Source organism: Pseudomonas sp. BN414 (assembly GCF_029871275.1).
Lineage (GTDB): Bacteria > Pseudomonadota > Gammaproteobacteria > Pseudomonadales > Pseudomonadaceae > Metapseudomonas > Metapseudomonas resinovorans_C.
Genome location: NZ_SSOL01000053.1, coordinates 1 through 18,343, shown reverse-complemented (window position 1 = coordinate 18,343; position 18,343 = coordinate 1). Strand labels below are relative to the sequence as shown.

At 62.3% G+C, this 18,343-nt stretch carries 16 protein-coding genes and 1 pseudogene; 13 read left to right on the top strand and 4 right to left on the bottom strand.

Annotated elements, in window-relative coordinates; translation table 11 throughout:
- Positions 1–184 precede the first annotated feature (184 nt).
- The 7 genes from E8E95_RS10445 to E8E95_RS10415 all read left to right on the top strand — a co-directional run bounded on the left by E8E95_RS10445 (position 185) and on the right by E8E95_RS10415 (position 7,287).
- On the top strand, positions 185–1,684 hold the full coding sequence (locus E8E95_RS10445; RefSeq protein ID WP_280349773.1) for an aldehyde dehydrogenase family protein: 1,500 nt from the start codon (positions 185–187) through the stop codon (positions 1,682–1,684).
- 2 nt (positions 1,685–1,686) lie between these two features.
- Positions 1,687–2,079 (top strand): 5-carboxymethyl-2-hydroxymuconate isomerase, encoded by a 393-nt coding sequence (locus tag E8E95_RS10440; protein WP_280349772.1) that lies wholly within the window; start codon positions 1,687–1,689, stop codon positions 2,077–2,079.
- 69 nt (positions 2,080–2,148) lie between these two features.
- Complete coding sequence (locus tag E8E95_RS10435; protein WP_280349771.1) at positions 2,149–3,132, top strand: fumarylacetoacetate hydrolase family protein; 984 nt, start codon at positions 2,149–2,151, stop codon at positions 3,130–3,132.
- A 36-nt stretch (positions 3,133–3,168) separates the two neighbouring features.
- On the top strand, positions 3,169–3,720 hold the full coding sequence (locus E8E95_RS10430) for a VOC family protein (RefSeq protein ID WP_280349770.1): 552 nt from the start codon (positions 3,169–3,171) through the stop codon (positions 3,718–3,720).
- Between the two features lie 168 nt (positions 3,721–3,888).
- Positions 3,889–5,094 (top strand): ISL3 family transposase, encoded by a 1,206-nt coding sequence (locus tag E8E95_RS10425; RefSeq protein WP_280349769.1) that lies wholly within the window; start codon positions 3,889–3,891, stop codon positions 5,092–5,094.
- A 143-nt stretch (positions 5,095–5,237) separates the two neighbouring features.
- Complete coding sequence (locus E8E95_RS10420; protein WP_280349768.1) at positions 5,238–6,602, top strand: aminotransferase class III-fold pyridoxal phosphate-dependent enzyme; 1,365 nt, start codon at positions 5,238–5,240, stop codon at positions 6,600–6,602.
- A gap of 55 nt (positions 6,603–6,657) precedes the next feature.
- On the top strand, positions 6,658–7,287 hold the full coding sequence (locus tag E8E95_RS10415; protein ID WP_280349767.1) for a malonic semialdehyde reductase: 630 nt from the start codon (positions 6,658–6,660) through the stop codon (positions 7,285–7,287).
- A 79-nt stretch (positions 7,288–7,366) separates the two neighbouring features.
- Here E8E95_RS10415 and E8E95_RS10410 read toward each other — a convergent pair whose 3' ends face one another.
- Complete coding sequence (locus E8E95_RS10410) at positions 7,367–8,203, bottom strand: helix-turn-helix transcriptional regulator (RefSeq protein ID WP_280349766.1); 837 nt, start codon at positions 8,201–8,203, stop codon at positions 7,367–7,369.
- 420 nt (positions 8,204–8,623) lie between these two features.
- On the opposite strand from E8E95_RS10410, the gene E8E95_RS10405 reads away from it, so the two are divergent.
- From E8E95_RS10405 to E8E95_RS10380, 6 genes and pseudogenes are all read left to right on the top strand, one after another.
- Positions 8,624–9,661, top strand: a complete 1,038-nt coding sequence (locus E8E95_RS10405; RefSeq protein WP_280349765.1) for an ABC transporter substrate-binding protein — start codon at positions 8,624–8,626, stop codon at positions 9,659–9,661.
- Positions 9,662–9,692: 31 nt separating this feature from the next.
- Positions 9,693–10,931 (top strand): ABC transporter permease, encoded by a 1,239-nt coding sequence (locus tag E8E95_RS10400; protein ID WP_280349764.1) that lies wholly within the window; start codon positions 9,693–9,695, stop codon positions 10,929–10,931.
- A 9-nt stretch (positions 10,932–10,940) separates the two neighbouring features.
- Positions 10,941–11,756: an ABC transporter permease gene (locus tag E8E95_RS10395; protein WP_280349763.1), complete on the top strand. Its 816-nt coding sequence runs from the start codon at positions 10,941–10,943 to the stop codon at positions 11,754–11,756.
- 44 nt (positions 11,757–11,800) lie between these two features.
- Positions 11,801–12,889 (top strand): ABC transporter ATP-binding protein, encoded by a 1,089-nt coding sequence (locus E8E95_RS10390; RefSeq protein WP_280349762.1) that lies wholly within the window; start codon positions 11,801–11,803, stop codon positions 12,887–12,889.
- A gap of 545 nt (positions 12,890–13,434) precedes the next feature.
- Complete coding sequence (locus E8E95_RS10385) at positions 13,435–14,784, top strand: IS110 family transposase (protein WP_280349761.1); 1,350 nt, start codon at positions 13,435–13,437, stop codon at positions 14,782–14,784.
- A 135-nt stretch (positions 14,785–14,919) separates the two neighbouring features.
- Positions 14,920–15,684 (top strand): annotated as a pseudogene (locus E8E95_RS10380) (IS3 family transposase); the annotation flags it as partial.
- Between the two features lie 190 nt (positions 15,685–15,874).
- On the opposite strand, the gene E8E95_RS10375 reads toward E8E95_RS10380, so the two are convergent.
- The 3 genes from E8E95_RS10375 to E8E95_RS10365 form a co-directional block, all read right to left on the bottom strand.
- A complete protein-coding gene (locus tag E8E95_RS10375) occupies positions 15,875–16,693 on the bottom strand; it encodes a CoA ester lyase (RefSeq protein ID WP_280349760.1) in 819 nt (272 codons plus the stop codon).
- 20 nt (positions 16,694–16,713) lie between these two features.
- Positions 16,714–17,541, bottom strand: a complete 828-nt coding sequence (locus E8E95_RS10370) for a MaoC family dehydratase N-terminal domain-containing protein (protein ID WP_280349759.1) — start codon at positions 17,539–17,541, stop codon at positions 16,714–16,716.
- A 13-nt stretch (positions 17,542–17,554) separates the two neighbouring features.
- Positions 17,555–18,343 (bottom strand): FAD-binding protein (locus E8E95_RS10365; protein WP_280349758.1); only part of this gene is annotated, 789 nt, incomplete at its 5' end.

Genomic DNA, 18,343 nt, shown 5'->3' with positions numbered 1-18,343 from the left:
ACCTACTCGCCTCCGCAAGGGGGCTTTTTTTGCCACAGATAGGCGGTCCAAACATCACATCCAGCCCACGGCAGCCCAAAGGCATGCGCGCAAGGTCACCTTTGGCGGGTATGGGTTCGCTCGAGAAGTCCCTCTAGCATCGGGTTACCTTCAATTACCCCTCAAGGGCTAGGGAGCCGAGGCCATGGCGATTCCAGGCAACGACTACACCCGACTGAGCCGTCCGGCTCGCGAGTTCATCGATCGTACTCACGGTCATTTCATTGGTGGCGAGTGGGTCACCGCCAGCAGCACGATCCCAGTGATCGATCCCTCCAATGCGCAATCGATCAGCGCCATCGGCGGCGGCAGTGAAGCCGAGGTCAATGCGGCCGTCGAAGCGGCTCACGCGGCCTTCCATGGCGACGTTTGGCGCGGGCTCGCACCTCTGGAGCGCGAGCGCCTGCTCCTTCGCCTTGCCGCACTGATTGAGGCCAATGCCGGCCTCTTGGCCGAACTGGAAACCGTCGACAACGGCATGCCGCTGGGCTTTGCCAATATCAATATCGGCGGGGCTGCCGGGGTGCTGCGCTATATGGCCGGCTGGCCGTCGCGAATCGCGGGCGAAACCGTGGACGTAAAAATGCCGTTCCCGGGCAGCCAGTTCTTTGGCTACACCTCCCGCGAGCCTGTCGGGGTCGTCGGGGCCATCGTTCCCTGGAACGTGCCACTCATGATGGCGATGTGGAAGCTGGCTCCCGCCCTCGCCGCCGGCTGTACCGTCGTACTGAAACCCGCCGAAGATGCCTCACTGACTGCCCTTGCTCTCGCCGGGCTGATTGCCGAAGCAGGCTTCCCCCGAGGCGTAGTCAACATCGTCACTGGCCTCGGGCGAGACGCCGGCCAGGCCTTGGTGTCTCACCCACTGGTAGCCAAGATTTCCTTCACTGGCTCGACCGCCACCGGGAAGCTGATCAACCGCCTGGCCACTGATAGCCTCAAGAAAGTCACCCTTGAGCTGGGTGGCAAGTCGCCGACTCTCGTCTTCGACGACGCGAACCTAGAACAAGCCATCGCAGGGGCCGCTAATGCGATTTTCACCAACTCCGGCCAGATCTGCGTGGCGGGCTCGCGCCTTTATGTGCAGCGCAAGGTCTTTGAGCAAGTAGCAGAAGGCATCGCGCGGCATGCAGACAGCCTGGTCCTAGGGGCCGGCCTCGACCCGGCCAGCCAGTTGGGCCCACTGATCAATGCCCGCCAACTCGACCAAGTACAGGGTTACGTCAGTCGCGCCTGCGCTGGCGGGGCAAGCCTGTTGACCCGCAGGGAGGCGCCCGAGGCCGAAGGCTATTTCGCGGCACCGGTCGTGCTGGCCGATGTGCGCCAAGGAGATCCGCTGGTCCAGGAAGAAATCTTCGGACCGGTCCTGGCTGTCCTGCCCTTTGATGACATGGAGGAAGCGATCGCGCTGGCTAACGACAGCCGCTACGGACTGGCCGCCTGCCTCTGGAGCGGGAGTGTCAGCCGAGTACACCAGGTGATACCGCGCCTGAAGTGCGGAAAGGTCTCGGTCAACACCGCTGGCTTCCCCTACCCGGCCCTGCCGGAAGGCGGGACCAAGCAATCCGGCTTCGGCCGCGACCTGGGGCGAGAAGGTCTTGAGGGCTACCTGGATACCAAGACCGTGCTGATCCAGGCGTCTTGATCGTGCCGCATTTCATTGTCGAGTACACCGCCAACCTGGAGGGCGAGCTGGCTCTCGCCCCACTGTTCGAAGCGGTACATGCGCAACTGATCGAGCTCGCGCTGTTTCCCACTGGCGGGATCAGGAGCCGGGCGCGGCGAGTGGAGGAGTACCGTTTCGCCGATGGCAGCCGTGACTTCGCCGGTATCCATGTCGAGCTGAAGCTAAGTGCGGCGCGACCGCCGGAGCTGCGCAGGGAAATCGCCGCGACGGTTTTCGCCACCCTGCAGCACCACTGCGCACCGATCCAGGAAAAGCGCTTCGTCGCACTCTCAATGGAAGTAGGGCTGTTCGATCCCGACCTGTTCTTCAACGACAACAACCTACACGCGCTGTTCGCTGCCCCGCAGCGCTGACCTCGCGGCAATGCATTACCAGAGCACCGGTCCACGCCGGGCTCCCTGTCCCAGAGTGGAGTAGAAACTATGAAACTTGCGTCACGAAAATCTGGCCGCGACGGCGTGCTACTAGTCGTCAGCCGGGACCTCAGCCAAGCCGTAGAAGCTGGCCCCATCGCGCCGACATTGCAAGCCGCCCTGGACAACTGGGAGTCAGTAGAGCGCGCGCTGAATGAGCAATATCAGGCTCTCAACCAAGGCCTGGCCGAGGGTGCTTTCGCCCTCGACTTCGACGAACTGGCCGCTCCCCTGCCCCGCAGCTATCAATACTTGGACGGTGCCTGCTACCTGAGCCATATCCGTCGCAACCGCCAGGCACGTGGCGAGACTCTGCCGGATGACGTGCTGCAGGCCCCTTTGGTCTACCAGGGTATTTCCCATGGTTTCATGGCATGGAACGATCCAATCGAACTGCCCAGCGAAGACCTGGGCATCGACTTCGAGGCGGAGATCGCCGCGATTACCGGTGACGTTCCGCTCGGCGTTTCCACAGATGACGCGACCAGCTACGTACGCCTCTTCGTGCTGTTGAACGATGTGTCACTGCGTGCGCTGATTCCCGCGGAGCTCAAACGTACCTTCGGTTTCCTGACTGGCAAACCGGCGTCCAGCCTCGGGCCGATCGCGGTAACCCCGGATGAGCTGGGGGACCTGTGGGATGGCAAGTTGGTTTCCGGAAAGATGAGGTGCTGGGTCCGAGGCGACCTCTTCGGCGACATCGAGACCGGCATCGACACGCCCTTCCACTACGGCCATATGATCGCTCACGTCGCCAAGACCCGAGCCTTCGAACCCGGGACTCTGGTGGGTTTGGGAACCGTATCCAACGAGGACGACAGCGTCGGCTGCGGCTGCATCGGCGAATTCCGCGCGCTGGAAACCATCAAGACCGGCCAAGCCACTACGCCGCTCCTGAAGTTCGGCGACCGGGTCCGCATTGAACACTTCGACCATGCAGGCCACTCGATCTTCGGTGCGATCGATCAAGTGGTAGCCCCCTACAAGCGCTGAGCGCCCCCTCCACAGACCACGAGCAGGAGCTTGCCCATGCTGTGCCAAAGCCTTCACCACGCGGCGTACCGCTGCAAGGACGCCAAGGAAACGGTGGATTTCTACACCAATGTCCTCGGTCTTGAGTTCATCCATGCCATGGGCGAGGACCACGTGCCTTCCACCGGCGCTTACAGCCCACACATCCATATTTTCTTCCAGATGGAAGATGGCAGCTGCATCGCCTTCTTCGAGTTGCCTAACGATCCCGGCGCCGCATCCGGCCGTGACCCGGAGACCCCCGGCTGGGTCCAGCACTTCGCCTTCCGGGTCAAGGACATGGACACCCTACTGGCAGCGAAGAGCGACCTGGAGGCAAAGGGCGTGAAGGTGATAGGGCCGGTGAACCACGACGACTTCCTGCAATCGATTTACTTCTTCGACCCATCCGGGCATCGACTGGAACTCAGCGTGCATACCGCCACGCCGGAGATGGACAAGATGTTCAAGAACGAAGCGATGGAGGTGTTGATGCACTGGGACGCCCGCCACAACTGGTCCGAGCGCGAGAAGCTTTTCGGCGTGGCGCACGGCTACAAGCGCCCGTAACACTCTGATCCGCCTTTCCCCCGAAAGGCTTTTGGCCGCTGGCACACGTGGAGTTGCCAGCGGCATTTTTTGGTTCATCGCGGATTTCCGGGGAGCCCTGAAAAAAGAACGGCGATTTGGTTGAAGATGTTTGTGCGACCAAACCCTTAAACCGAAACCGCCGTTCTGATGCCAAATGCTACCGCTTTCCCTCCGCTCTGGGAGAGATTTTCTGTTGTCTCCATCAATTCCGAAACCGACACGCTGCAGATTGAGCTGAGGCCCGACCCGCGGCGGGTGCCCCGTTGCGGCGGCTGCCAGCAGCCGAGCCCGGCCGTGCATGAGTACTGCACGCGGCGCATCCGCGACCTGCCCATCCTCGGCCGTCCGGTGCGGTTGCGGGTGCACTTGCGGCGCCTGGCCTGTAGCGGCTGTGGTCGGCGGGCCGAGTGGGTCAGTTGGCTGGGGCGCCATGCCCGCCTGACCCGGCGTCTGGCCGAGGCGGTGGCGCTCTGGTGCGCCCGCCTGCCGACGCGGCATGTCGCCGAGCTGTTCGGCTTGCACTGGGGCACCGTGCGCCTGCTCGAGCGACGCTGCTTGCAGGCGCAACTGAGGGCGCTGCCGCCGGCCGTGCCGAGGCGCCTGGTAATGGACGAGTTCGCCCTCTACAAGGGGCATCGCTATGCCAGCGTGGTGCTGGATGCCGAGACCCGGCGGGTGCTGTGGATCGGCGAAGGGCGCAGCCGCGAGGCCATCCGCCCGTTCTTCGAAGCCCTGGGGCCGGCCGGTTGCGCCCGCATCGAGGCGGTGGCCATGGACATGAACACCGCCTTCGACCTCGAGGTGCGCCAGCACTGCCCGCACGCCCGGGTGGTCTACGACCTGTTCCATGTGGTGGCCAAATACGGCCGCGAAGTGCTCGATCGGGTGCGGGTGGATGAGGCCAATCGGCTGCGCCACGACAAGCCGGCGCGCCGCGTGATCAAGCAGGCGCGCTGGCTGTTGCTGCGCAATCCGGAAAACCTGCGCCAGCCCGAGCAGCAGATCCACCTGCAAGAACTGCTGAACGCCAACCAAACGCTGATGACCGTGTACCTGATGAAGGCCCAGCTCAAGGGGCTGTGGACGGCCGCCAGCGCTTGGCAGTGGCGGGCGGCCTGGAAGCAGTGGCTCAGGAATGCCCAGGAAAGCCACATACCGGCGCTGATGCTGTTTGCCAAACGCCTGAGTGGCTACTGGCGCGGCATCCTCAGCCGGGTGCGCTGGCCCATGCATACCGGCCAATTGGAGGGCATCAACAACCGCATCAAAGTGATCAAGCGCATGGCCTACGGCTACCGGGACAGCGACTTCTTTTTCATGAAAATTAAAGCCGCCTTCCCCGGTAATCCGTGAAGAACCTTTTTTTTTGCGCGCTCGAACCGTCCGAATCACCTGTTGAGGGTAGATACGCGTCAGCCAGCACTCCCTACAGTCGCACTCAAGGTGGCGCGTCCCAGCGCAGCCTCTGCCTATTTCGCATGAACTTGGAGTTGATCATGACTAGCACCTCGCGCGCCTGGCTGAAAGAACACAACACGCTGCACGTGATGCACCCGATGCAGGACCCAAAGGCCCTGCAGGACAACCCGCCCCTGATCATCGAGTCCGGGGACGGCGTACACATCACCGACATCGACGGGCGCCGGTTCATCGACTGCCAGGGCGGCCTGTGGTGCGTTAATGCCGGGTATGGTCGCCGCGAAATCATCGACGCGGTCACCCGGCAGATGGAGCAGCTGCCGTACTACTCGCTCTTCCCTGGCAGCACCAACGCGCCGTCGATTGCCCTGTCCACCCGATTGGCGGAGATTGCTGCCGAGGAGGGCATGGTCAAGGCCTCCTTCGGCCTGGGCGGTTCCGATGCGGTGGAAAGCGCCCTGAAGATCGCCCGCCAGTATTGGAAGCTTGAGGGTCAACCGCAGAAGTTCAAGTTCATCTCCCTGTACAACGGCTACCACGGGCTGAACTTCGGGGGCATGTCGGCCTGCGGCGGAGTGGCCTGGAAGAGCAGCTACGAGCCATTGATGCCGGGGTTCTTCCAGGTAGAAGGCCCACACCTGTACCGCAACCCCTTCACCAATGATCCCGAGGAACTCGCGGAAATCTGCGCCCAGCTCATGGAGCGGCAGATCGAAATGCAGGGCCCCGACACCGTGGCGGCCATCATCGCAGAACCGGTCCAGGGTGCCGGCGGAGTAATCGTGCCCCCGGCCTCCTACTGGCCGCGCCTGCGGCAGATCGCCGACAAGTACAACATCCTCCTGATCGCAGACGAGGTGATCACCGGACTTGGCCGCAGCGGCTCGCTGTTCGGCTCCCGGGGCTGGGGCGTGAAGCCGGACATCATGTGCCTGGCCAAGGGCATTTCCAGTGGCTACGTGCCCCTCAGCGCCACCCTGGTCAACGCGCGCGTGGCCAAGGCCTGGGACCGGGATGTGGGCTTCACCTCGGTCTACATGCACGGCTACACCTACTCCGGACACCCGGTCGCCTGCGCCGCCGGCCTGGCGGCGATCGAGATCGTGGTACGGGAGAATCTGGCCGACAACGCTCGCATCGTTGGCGACTACTTCCTCCAGCGCCTGCAGGAACTCAAGGACAAACACCGCGCCATAGGCGACGTCCGTGGCAAGGGGCTGATGCTGGCGATCGAGTTGGTCAAGGATCGCGAATCCAAGGACCCGTTCGGTCCGCAGGACGCCTACCCCATCGCCATCTCCGAGGGCTGCGTGAACCAGGGCGTGATGATCCGCACCATCGTCAACAAACTGATCATCTCCCCCCCGCTGACCTTCACCAAGGACCACGTAGACGAAGTGGTCGACGTGCTCGACCGCACCTTCACCGCCAACCCCTGGTGAGTCACCCCGGGGCCGGCCCACTGGGCCGGCTTCTCAACCTGAGCGAGAGGCCAAGATGAGTTCAATTCTGGAAACGGCCGAGAACCTGAAGCGGGAACTGGAAGCGCTGGACGAGAAAGGGCTCGACCTGCTCTTCCGCAATGGGCGCAGCCACAACGGCTGGCAGCCCCATGAAGTCAGTGGTCGGCTGCTGCGCCGACTCTGGGAGCTGGTGCGCTATGCACCGACTGCGGTGAATGGCATGCCGGCGCGCTTGGTTTTCGTCACCACGCCGGATGGTAAGAAGCGCCTTGAACCCTGCCTGAGTCCGGGCAACGTCGAGAAGGTGATGAGTGCGCCGGTAACTGTGATCATTGGCTACGACATCGCCTTCTGGCAGCACCTGCCAAAGCTGTTCCCCCATGCCGATGTGCGCGAAATGTTCAGCGAGAATTTCGAGGTCGCCGAACTGACCGCCTTCCGCAATAGCAGCCTGCAAGGCGCATGGCTGATGCTGGCGGCTCGCGCCCTGGGTCTGGATTGTGGGCCCATGTCGGGCTTTGACGGGGAGCGCCTGGATCAGGCCTTCTTCGCCGGCACGACTATCCGCAGCAATTTCCTCTGCAACGTCGGGTACGGAGATCCATCCAAGCTGTATCCGCGGCTACCGCGCCTGTCGTTTGAGGAAGCCTGCGCCTTCGCCTGACCGGCCCCAAAAGAAACGCCCCTGAGCAGAGCCTGCGCGGGGGCGTTCTCAATCGTGGGCGCCGATCCTGGCGGCGGCCTCAGCTGGAGGGGTGAAGCCCGTTCAGACTGTCAAAATAGCGGGCGAACAGCTCGTTCTGGGAGGAAATGCCCAGCTTGGAGTAGGCACGCTTGCGATGCGTGGCCACGGTGTTGATGGAAATACCGAGATTCAGGCTGATACCCAGGGTGGTGTAGCCCAGGGCAATGGACGCGCAGATTTCCGCCTCACGCTGGGTCAGGCTGCCGGGCGCCTTGAGCAATGATGCCCGAAGCTCCTCATACATCCGTGCGCGACGCTCCGGGTTCAGGTTCGCCGGCTCCGGCAGGCCCGTATCGCACCTGCTGCGCAGGTGCATTACTTGCGCATGCTTGCCGAGCATTTGCGCCAGTATGTTGCCCAGCTGATGCAGGTGGCCGGTTTCCTCCCCGCTGAAATCCATGCGTTCCTCGGAGCGGTAGAAACTGCAGTAGAGGGTCTCGCCCTCGAGCGGTGCAATCAGGGCCAGCTCCTGACGGACCAACGCTTCGTCGTAAAAGCGGCGGCGATAGCCCTTGTCCAGGATGCTCGCCGGCGTCACGCAGCGAACGATCATCGATTCACTGGAGCAGTTTCCGATCTGATCGATGGCGAGATTCGGGTCCCTGCGATAAGCCCCGTCGGTGTACTCGTTGGCCAACTGGCGAGCGAGCGAACGTGACTGTCCATCCTGGGCTTCGGCGATTAAGCACTGGGGAACACCGTGTCGGTCGAAGCGAAACACCGTGCATTGATCAACCTGCAGCAGGTCATGGCAGAAGCTGTAGAAACTCTGGTCGAAGCCGCTGTTACCAATTCCCCCAACCAGATCCGCAATTCTGTTCATGGCGGCGATCATCGTGGGTACACCTCGCGCGTGGTCGATTCATTGTGTGGCCTGCATGGCAGGAAATCCGCCCGGTCCATGGGTGTTGCGTCGTGTCATTCATATGGTCATAGGCAAGAACCAGACCAACCTCTCCTTCGTCAGCACCGACTGGGTGACGCCGCGGAGCGTTGAAGTTAGAGACCCTTCCTTTCAGGCCAATGATCCGGATTCTAGGCTTATTCAGGCGTTATCAAGAGCTAGCCTGCCGACTGGTCGGAAACCGCCCCGCAAAGATTCGGGGCCTGCGCTAACAGTGGCGCCCCGTAATGATAGGGGAATCGACTCCCTACCGAGGTCACCTATCAAGGTGACGGCGGGCGCAGGGCAAATGCGTAGCTTAGGAACTGTGACGCCTCGACGTCCGAATATTCCAATCAAGAGGATACGCGCATGTCCCTGAACACACCTTGCAAGCTGGGTGGCCTGTTGGCCGGATTCTTACTGATGGGTAGCGCGGGGGCCGATGTCACCGTGGTGTCCTGGGGAGGCGTGTTTCAGGACGCACAGCGCCAGGTATTCTTCGATCCACTGCGCGCTCAGGGATTGAAGCTAAAGGAAGACAGCTGGGACGGTGGCATCGGCATCCTGCGTTCGAAGATCCAGGCCGGTGACAGCAACTGGGACCTCGTCCAGGTAGAGCCCGAGGAACTGGTACTGGGCTGTGAAGAAGGCCTGTTCGAACCCCTGGACTTTTCGCGGATTGGCGACGAATCGCAGTTCATCACCGGGGCGACCAGCGAATGCGGTCTCGGGGCGAACGTCTACAGCATCGTCATTGCCTACGACGGCGACAAACTCGCCGACGGCCCCAAGTCCTGGGCGGATTTCTGGGACTTGAAGAAATTCCCCGGCAAGCGCGCCCTGCGCCAGGGACCGAAGATGAACTTGGAGTTCGCCCTGATGGCGGACGGCGTTCCGCCGGAGAAGGTCTATGAACTCCTGCGCACCCCGGCGGGCGTTGACCGCGCCTTCGCCAAGCTCGACCAGATCAAGTCCAGCGTGGTTTGGTGGTCGGCGGGTAACCAGCCGATGCAGCTCCTGGGCTCCGGCGAGGTCGCCATGACCACCACTTACAACGGTCGAGTGTTCGCCAGCAACGAATCCGATGAGCGCAATTTCCGGGTGGTCTGGAACGGCGGCGTGTTCATGGTGGACAACTGGGTGATGCTCAAGGGCAGCCGCAACCAAGACGACGCCTACCGCTTCCTCTCCTACTTCGCCGATGCGAAGCACCAGGCCCAGTTCCCTGCGAAGATCCGCTACGGCGTACCCAACAAGAACGCCAACGCGCTGATCCCGGCGGCGGTGCAGGCCGAACTTCCCACCTCCCCGTCGGCCCTCGCCCAATCGGTACCGTTCGACGCGGAATTCTGGCTGGAAAACATCGACAGCCTGACCGAGCGCTTCTCCGCCTGGTCAGCCAAGTGACCGGCTCGAACCCGCTGACCTGGAATCCATCATGAGTAGCCTCGCCATTCTCACCAGCCCTGCGCGGAGCAGGGCTTGCCCTCTGGAGCGGGTGCGCCAGGGCAAAGCCTTGCTGCTGATTGCGCCGCTGTTCCTGTTCCTGGCCGTTACCTTCATCATGCCGCTCAGCGGCATGATGAAACTGGCGGTGGACGATCGGGAAACCGCAGCCCTGCTGCCGCGAACCCTCGATGCCCTGCGCGACTGGGACGGCAACACGCTTCCCGCCGAAGCGGCGTTCGCAGCCCTCGGGGCCGATCTGGAACGGGCCAGAACTGAACGAACGGTCGGAACCATAGGTCGCCGGCTGAACTACGACCAGCCGGGCATGCGCAACCTGATCACCAAAAGCGCGCGCAAACCAGTGCCTACGGGAACAAGCTCCGGTGCCAGCTGGAAGGAACATTTCACTACCCTCGACCCGCAATGGGGACAGGTGGCCACCTGGGCCACCCTCGAAAGGGCACGTGGACCGTTGACTGGGCTCTACCTGATGACATCGCTGGACCTCACCCACAACGCAGCGGGAAGCATCGTCCGGGTTCCCGAAGGGCAATCGAACTACACCAGCATTTTTGGCCGGACCCTGGGCATTTCCCTGTCCGTCACCGTCATCTGCCTGCTGCTCGCCTTCCCGGTCGCGCAACTTATGGCAAGTGCTTCACCACGCATCACTGCCTTGGTCATGCTCCTGGTGCTGCTGCCGTTCTGGACATCGGTGCTGGTCCGCACCACCGCCTGGGTGGTGGTCCTCCAGGGGAATGGCCTGGTCAACCGCCTGCTGATGGAGGTGGGCGTCATCGGTGAACCGTTGCAGATGCTCTACAACCGCACTGGCGTGCTGATTGCTCTGAGCCACGTCCTCCTGCCCTACATGATCCTGCCGCTCTACGGCGCGATGCGCGCGGTACCACCATCGCAGATGCGCGCCGCGGCCAGCCTGGGCGCCGGTCCCGTTCACGCCTACCTGAAGGTGTACCTGCCGCAGCTGCTACCAGGCGTGGCCGCCGGTTCCCTGCTGGTGTTCATCCTCGCCCTCGGCTACTACATCACGCCGGTGCTGATCGGCGGTCCCAATGACCAGTTGATCAGTTACTACATCGCCTTCTACACCAGCGGCACCATCAACTGGGGCTTGGCCGCGGCATTGGGCATGGTGCTGCTGCTGGCCACCCTCGTGCTGTACAGGGTCTATGTCGGCCTCGTCGGCGCCCAGCGAATCGGGCGGTAGGAGAACCCCATGCAGAGCTTCCTTTCCTGGCGCAACTTCAATCGTTGCGCAGCAACCCTGGTCCTGATCTTCCTGGTCGCACCGATCCTCGCGATCGTCCCGCTGTCGTTCAACGGCGGCAGCTTCCTCAGCTATCCGCTGGATGGCTTCTCATTGCAGTGGTACGCGGCGGTATTCGAATCCCCTCGCTGGATTCTCGCCCTGAAGAACAGCTTACTGATCGGGCTCGCCAGCATGACTCTGGCCACTGCCCTGGGCACCATGGCGGCCCTGGGCCTCAATCTCGCAGAGTTCCGCCTGAAGGGATTACTGCTTGCCGTGCTGTTGTCGCCGATGATCGTGCCGACGGTCATCACTGCCGTCGGCGTGTACTTCCTGTTCTCGTCACTCGGGCTGGCCAGCACCTTCACGGGAATGGTCCTGGCACATACGGCGCTGGCCACGCCCTTCGTGGTCATCGCCGTAAATGCCACACTCCAGGGCCTCGACCGTTCGCTGCTGCGCGCCGCCGCCAGCCTGGGCGCGGGACCTATGCTGACTTTCCGCCGCGTGACACTGCCACTGATCCTTCCCGGGGTCGCCTCGGGTGCGGTCTTTGCCTTTGCCACCTCCTTTGACGAAGTGGTGGTGTCACTGCTGCTGGCAGGCCCCGAACAACGCACCTTGCCGCGGGAAATGTTCTCCGGGGTACGGGAGAACCTCAGCCCCTCCATTACCGCCGTGGCCTTCATGCTGACCCTGTTGTCGACGTTGTTCCTGCTGACACTGGGTTGGCTCCAGCGCTATGCGAGTCGAATGGCCGGCAAGAGCTCAGCGGCACACTAATTCTTGAAGTCCTGCCAAATACAAGTCCAAGAGGCTATGCACGCATGTCCGTAATCAAAGATGCCTTCGTCCGCTTCCATGGCGTCAAGAAGACCTACGATGGTGAGCATCTGGTGGTCAAGAATCTGATGCTCGATATCCGCGAAGGGGAGTTCATGACCCTGCTCGGCCCTTCCGGCTCAGGGAAAACAACCTGCCTGATGATGCTGGCGGGCTTCGAAAGTGCCAGCGAAGGGGAAATCTTCCTCGACGGAAAGCCCATAGGCGGAATTCCCACCCACAAGCGCAACATCGGCATGGTGTTCCAGAACTATGCCCTCTTCCCCCACCTCAGCATTTCAGAGAATCTAGCCTTCCCACTGCGCGTACAGCACCTGGGCCAGGCAGAGATCGAGCAACGGGTGAACCGCGCACTGGACATGGTTCACCTGCGCCACTTGGCCGACCGACGCCCATCCCAGCTGTCCGGAGGACAGCAGCAGCGGGTGGCGGTGGCGCGCGCGCTGATCTTTGAGCCCAAACTGGTACTGATGGATGAGCCCCTCGGCGCGCTCGACAAGCAATTGCGCGAGCGGATGCAGTACGAGATCAAGAGCCTGCATGATCGCCTAGGCATCACCATGGTGTACGTGACCCATGACCAGGGAGAAGCCCTGACGATGTCCGATAGGGTTGCGGTCTTCAACGACGGTGTCATCCAACAGCTGGCGACTCCCAGCGAGCTGTATGAGAAGCCGGCCAACGCCTTTGTTGCGCAGTTCATCGGCGAGAACAACCGGCTCAATGGCATCGTCAGGGATGTAGCTGGCGACCGCTGCACCTTGCTAACCGACTGCGGCCAGAGCATCGGCGCTATGGCCAGCCCGGGACTCTCGGCTGGCGATCGGGCCAGCCTCTCGCTACGGCCGGAACGAGTCAGCCTAATGCGGGATGAGGGACTGGAGAACCGCTTCGAGGCCGAAGTATGCGAAGTCATCTACCACGGTGACCACCTTCGCACTCGTGTGGCGTTATGTGGGCGGGATGACTTCATAATCAAATCTCCGAACACCCTTGGACTGGTGCCCACCGCGCCAGGAGAACGAATCCGGATCGCCTGGTCCGCTCAGGACTGCCGTGCGCTAAGAGCCTGAACGTTCCCATCCGCGGGACACTTGCAGACAGTACGGCAAACTCGTTCGAGAGGCGTCGTAACTCAAATCGTGTCGGGCTACTTGGTGCCGGCGCCCCTCGCACCCGCGGACCGTATCACGGTCCGCGGCACCTCCGGACATTACTCAAATAGGGCGATGTCCGGCCCCTCCTATCAGCAGATGTAAGTCGACAGCCACAAGCTGGATACTCAGCCGCCGAAACCAAGGCGGCTACGCTGAATGGCTTGCTCCAAGCGCAGACTTGGTTGCCCTACTTCTTTAGGTAATTCGAATGACTGCTAATGGCCGATCCTGTTAAAAAACCGCCTCCCCGGCACTCCGCGGCCCATTGGGTTAGAAACACGCCCACTACACTTACCCCGCTGGACAGTGGTCGTCTGCTTTTTGGAGGCTCCGTCCCCGTCAAAAAACCTGCCCCAGCGGAAGCTGCGGACCCGTTAGTGGTGGCGCGTTTCGTGACCCCGTTTAGGAATGTGATTTGATCCGAGTCCCCGTCCAGCACTTCCGGTGAATGGAGGGAACTCATGAAAACGTCCAAAGCGCAGCGTCATGGCCTGCCGGTCATTCGTGACCGAGCAGCCGGCATCGATATCGGCTCGCGCTTCCATGTGGTGACGGTGCCTGCCGACATCACAGAAGAGGCGGTGCAAACCTTTAACGCGTTTACTGCCGACTTGGAACGCATGGCCGCTTGGCTGGTTGATCTCGGGATCACTACCGTGGCAATCGAGTCGACTGGGGTGTACTGGATCCCGGTCTACGAGATTCTGGAGTCCCATGGCCTGCAGGTTGTGTTGGCCAATGCCAGGGATGCCCGTGCCGTGCCCGGGCGCAAAACCGACGTCAACGACGCGCAATGGATCCAGCGCTTGCATGCCTGTGGTTTGCTGCGAGCCAGCTTCCATCCCGATCGCGAGATTGCGGCGTTACGCAGCTACCTGCGCCTGCGAGAGCGCCACCTTGATTACGCCGCCGCGCATATTCAGCACATGCAAAAGGCGCTCACCCACATGAATCTGCAATTACATCATGTGGTCACCGACATAACCGGGGCCACGGGTATGCGCATCATTCGAGCCATCGTTGCCGGTGAACGCGATGCCCTGACCTTGGCCCGCATGCGTGACACACGCTGCAAGTCCAGTCTCGAGATCATCCGAAGTGCTCTGATCGGCAACTATCAACCGGAGCATGTCTTTGCCCTAGCGCAGGCGCTGGCCATGTACGACGCCTACCAGAAGCAGCTTGAACTGTGCGACCAGCAAATAGCGCGGAGCCTGCACCAACTCGCTCAGCAGAGGCCATTGCCTGGCGAGCCGTTACCCAAACCACGGCACCCTACGCGACGGCCGAACGCACTCAACTTCGACGTCCGCACCTTGCTCTATCAATTGGTCGGCGTCGACCTCACGCAGATCCATGGTATTGGCCCTTACTTGGCCTTGCGTCTGGTCGCCGAGTGCGGCACCGACTTGAGCCGATGGCGTACCGCGCAGCATTTCACCTCCTGGCTGACGTTGGCGCCGGGTTGCCGAATCAGCGGTGGCAAGGTGCTTTCCGCCCACACACGCAAGACCAAGAATCGGGTCACCGCGCATTTACGCTTGGCTGCGGTGACCATTGGCAAAACCAATACGGCGCTGGGTGCTTTCTACCGACGCTTGTCGGCACGTATCGGCAAGGCCAAGGCCGTGACCGCCACCGCTCGCAAGATCGCCATCCTGTTCTATAACGCGATGCGCTTCGGCATGGCCTATGAGGATCCGGGCGCCGACCACTACGAGCAAAAGTATCGCGAGCGTGTTGTCAAAGGCTTGCACCGTCGGGCGGCTGAATTTGGCTTCACCCTTCAGGCTGTCAAAGGTGTTTCTTAGGAAGGCGCTCGCCATCTTCTGGCAGCCCACGAAGTGAGGTTTCGCGCCATCGAGGCGTTGGCTGGTCGCTACCCCGTAGCACCGATGTGCCGGCTGCTGCGGGTATCGCGCAGCGGTTTCTAAGCCTGGCAACAGCGACCACCTTCGGCGAGAGAGATGGCGAATCGGCGTCTGAGCAAGGAGATCCGCACCATTCACCACGAGGTGAATGGGATCTATGGCCATCGCCGCATCAAGGCTGAGTTGACGGCCATGGGGCAGGCGTGTGGTCGGCACCGGGTCGCTCGACTGATGCGCGAAGCCGGCCTGCGTGTTCGTTCGCGCAAGCGCTGGCGGTTGGTTTCCAGCAGTCGTCGCGCTCTGCCCATTGCGCCGAATCACCTGGATCGCCAGTTCGCCTCGGATCGCGCCAATCGGCACTGGGTCTCGGACATGGCCTACGTGCGGACGGCCCAAGGCTGGTTGTATCTGGCCGTCGTGCTCGATTTATATTCACGCGCCGTCGTCGGTTGGGCGATGCACCACCGGATGCAGCAGGCCCTGGTGCACGCCGCGGTGGAAATGGCTGTGGCACGCCGCCAACCACAGGCAGAGGTGCTGCTGCACTCGGATAGTGGCAGCCAATACTGCGTCTATGACTACCAAGCCTTGCTGCGGCGCCATCGCATCGTGCCCAGCCACTCACGTCCGGGGAACTGCTGGGACAACGCCGCGATGGAGAGCTTCTTCCGCTCGCTGAAGGCCGAACGGGTGTACCTGACGCGTTACGCCAACTATCAGGAGGCGAAAACCGACCTGTTCGACTACATCCGCTTTTACAATCACCGCCGTCGCCACTCGACGTTGGGCTATCTCAGTCCGATGGAGTTTGAGCGGCGAAATGCGAGCAGTAGCTCTTAACTACCTGTCCACCAGTTCTGGGACAGACCACCGTGCGTCCCTGGCTGTTCTCCTCAGTTTCAATTGAAATTTCCGCGCATAAAACGCTAACCCCGTGGCGTGGACGGGGTTCGTGATCGTCAGGTCAGGCGGTTTCCTATCCCGCTTTCGGGGAGCGATTTCAACTGCGACCGCCCCCCTGACGATGCCGTTACTCGCCCGCGCGCTCGAGCAGGTAGCGTGCCCGTCCGATCACCGGCGCGTCCACCATGGCCCCGTCCAGCACGAACACGCCTTCGCCGGAGGCTGCTGCGTCCAGCACGCGGCGCGCCCAGTCCAGTTCGGATTCGCTGGGTCGCAGTTCGCGGTGGATCACTTCCACTTGGCTCGGGTGAATGCATAACAGTCCGGCAAAGCCCATATCCCGCGCAAAGCCTGTCGTACGAGCCAGGCCGTCGCTGTCCTTGATGTCGGGATAGACGCCATCCAGCGGTGGCGCCAAGCCGGCCAGGCGGGAATGCAGCAGCACAGCGTAACGGGCCTGGTTCATGACCTGTTCTGCAGCAGCGCTACCCGGGGCCAGGTTGAGGTCCAGGCCAAGGTCCAGGCTCCCGAAGGACAGGCGCTCGACCCCAGGCGCAGTCGCGAGATCCTGTATTGCCCAAAGGCCCCAGGCGCTTTCGATGATCGGCCAGACCGGTTTGCCGGTAGAAGCTGCGAGTTTCACCTGCTCAGCCGTTTCAGCCTTGGGCAGCATGACGCCTACCACACCCGCATGCCGCTTGCAGAGTTCCAGATCCGCTGCGTGCTGCGGATGGGACGGTGCATTGACCCGCACCAATACCTGCACATCTGGGTGTTCTACCAGGAAGCTCTCGAGATTGCCCCGGGCTTCTACCTTGAGATTCTCCTGCACGGCATCTTCAAGGTCGACGATCACCCGGCTGGCACCGCTGGCCAACGCTTTGGGAATACGTTCCGGGCGCGTAGCTGGCACAAATAGGGCGGATCGGATCGATGTGTTGCTCATGTTGGTACTCCCCTGCCCTATCAATCGAATTCCACGTCGCCCACCTGGGCGAAGCCGTCGTCATTACCTGCCCAGAGTTTGGCTTTGCCATCGCCCACCAGTTCGCCGCCTACTTGGAAAGCTGTCGGGCAGATCAACGGCCGCAGACCCCGAAAGGCGAAGCGGCGCAGGCGTGCCTGCGGGTTCGCGCGACAGAAGGCTCGCAGGTTGAGGGTGGCGATCAACGGACCATGCACCACCAGCCCCGGATAGCCCTCGGCCTCTGTGACATAGGGCCAGTCGTAGTGAATGCGATGGCCATTGAAGGTCACCGCAGAGTAACGGAACAGCAGCGTCGGGGTCGGTTCGACGGTTTCCATCCAGGCCCCGCTTTGCAACTTGTCGGAGTTGGACAGCTTGGGTGGCGTGGGTTCGCGATAGACGATGTCCTGGTCGTCGCGCAGTGCCAGGCGGCCTTCCTGGAAATGGTCATGGCGCACGGTGACGAACAGCAGCGATCCCGTACGTCCGTGTTTCTCCTGAACATCGAGGATGGTGGACACGCGGGTTACCTCCCCGCCAACCCGCAGGGGCTCGATAAACTCCAGGCGGCTGCCCGCCCACATGCGGTTGCGGTTGTCCGCTGGAGGCAGGAACCCTCCCCGGGCGGGATGACCGTCAGAGCCCAGGCCGGACTCGAACACCGGGTCCTGGAAGAAGGCCCAGTGCCACAGCGGCGGCAGAGCCTCGCCATGCGCCGGGGTCGGTTCGCCCAGAGTGGCTGCGATGCGGATCACGAGGTTGCGGCTGATCTGGTCGTGGCTCTCTTCAGTACGGCCAATCCAGGCAGCCAGGTCGATTGCGCTCATTTCAGGCTTCTCCTTACAGGGCTTGTTCCAGTTCCGGTATGGCTTCGAACAGGTCAGCCACCAGGCCGTAGTCAGCCACCTGGAAGATCGGGGCTTCTTCGTCCTTGTTGATCGCGACGATGACCTTGGAGTCCTTCATGCCGGCCAGGTGCTGGATGGCACCGGAGATGCCCACGGCGATGTACAGCTGCGGGGCAACGATCTTGCCGGTCTGGCCAACCTGCATGTCGTTCGGCACGAAACCGGCGTCGACAGCGGCACGGGACGCACCCACGGCAGCGCCCAGCTTGTCGGCCAGGGCGTACAGGTGCTTGAAGTTCTCACCGTTCTGCATGCCACGGCCGCCGGAGACGACGATCTTGGCCGCGGTCAGTTCCGGACGGTCGGACTTGGCCAGCTCTTCACCGACGAAGGCGGACTTGCCGGCGTCGGACACGGTGCCCACAGCTTCAACAGCAGCGGAACCGCCTTCGGCGGCAGCAGCGTCGAAACCGGTGGAACGCACGGTGATCACCTTCACGGCAGCCGAGGACTGCACGGTGGCGATGGCGTTGCCGGCGTAGATCGGACGCTTGAAGGTGTCGGCGCTTTCGACGGCGATGATCTCGGAGATCTGGTCGACGTCCAACAGGGCAGCCACGCGCGGCAGGTAGTTCTTGCCGTTGGTGGTGGCGGGCGCCAGCACGTGGCTGTAGCCCTTGCCCAGCTCAGCGATCAGCGGAGCGACGTTTTCCGGCAGCTGGTGCGCGTAGGCAGCGTGGTCGGCGACCAGCACCTTGGACACGCCAGCGACCTTGGCGGC

Excerpts from the sequence above, each read along its gene's own strand:
- E8E95_RS10445 (WP_280349773.1), top strand. The coding sequence starts at position 185 with ATGGCGATTCCAGGCAACGACTACACCCGACTGAGCCGTCCGGCTCGC.
- E8E95_RS10435 (WP_280349771.1), top strand. The coding sequence starts at position 2,149 with ATGAAACTTGCGTCACGAAAATCTGGCCGCGACGGCGTGCTACTAGTC.
- E8E95_RS10430 (WP_280349770.1), top strand. The coding sequence starts at position 3,169 with ATGCTGTGCCAAAGCCTTCACCACGCGGCGTACCGCTGCAAGGACGCC.
- E8E95_RS10425 (WP_280349769.1), top strand. The coding sequence starts at position 3,889 with ATGCCAAATGCTACCGCTTTCCCTCCGCTCTGGGAGAGATTTTCTGTT.
- E8E95_RS10420 (WP_280349768.1), top strand. The coding sequence starts at position 5,238 with ATGACTAGCACCTCGCGCGCCTGGCTGAAAGAACACAACACGCTGCAC.
- E8E95_RS10415 (WP_280349767.1), top strand. The coding sequence starts at position 6,658 with ATGAGTTCAATTCTGGAAACGGCCGAGAACCTGAAGCGGGAACTGGAA.
- E8E95_RS10410 (WP_280349766.1), bottom strand. The coding sequence starts at position 8,203 with ATGATCGCCGCCATGAACAGAATTGCGGATCTGGTTGGGGGAATTGGT.
- E8E95_RS10405 (WP_280349765.1), top strand. The coding sequence starts at position 8,624 with ATGTCCCTGAACACACCTTGCAAGCTGGGTGGCCTGTTGGCCGGATTC.
- E8E95_RS10400 (WP_280349764.1), top strand. The coding sequence starts at position 9,693 with ATGAGTAGCCTCGCCATTCTCACCAGCCCTGCGCGGAGCAGGGCTTGC.
- E8E95_RS10395 (WP_280349763.1), top strand. The coding sequence starts at position 10,941 with ATGCAGAGCTTCCTTTCCTGGCGCAACTTCAATCGTTGCGCAGCAACC.
- E8E95_RS10390 (WP_280349762.1), top strand. The coding sequence starts at position 11,801 with ATGTCCGTAATCAAAGATGCCTTCGTCCGCTTCCATGGCGTCAAGAAG.
- E8E95_RS10385 (WP_280349761.1), top strand. The coding sequence starts at position 13,435 with ATGAAAACGTCCAAAGCGCAGCGTCATGGCCTGCCGGTCATTCGTGAC.
- E8E95_RS10375 (WP_280349760.1), bottom strand. The coding sequence starts at position 16,693 with ATGAGCAACACATCGATCCGATCCGCCCTATTTGTGCCAGCTACGCGC.
- E8E95_RS10370 (WP_280349759.1), bottom strand. The coding sequence starts at position 17,541 with ATGAGCGCAATCGACCTGGCTGCCTGGATTGGCCGTACTGAAGAGAGC.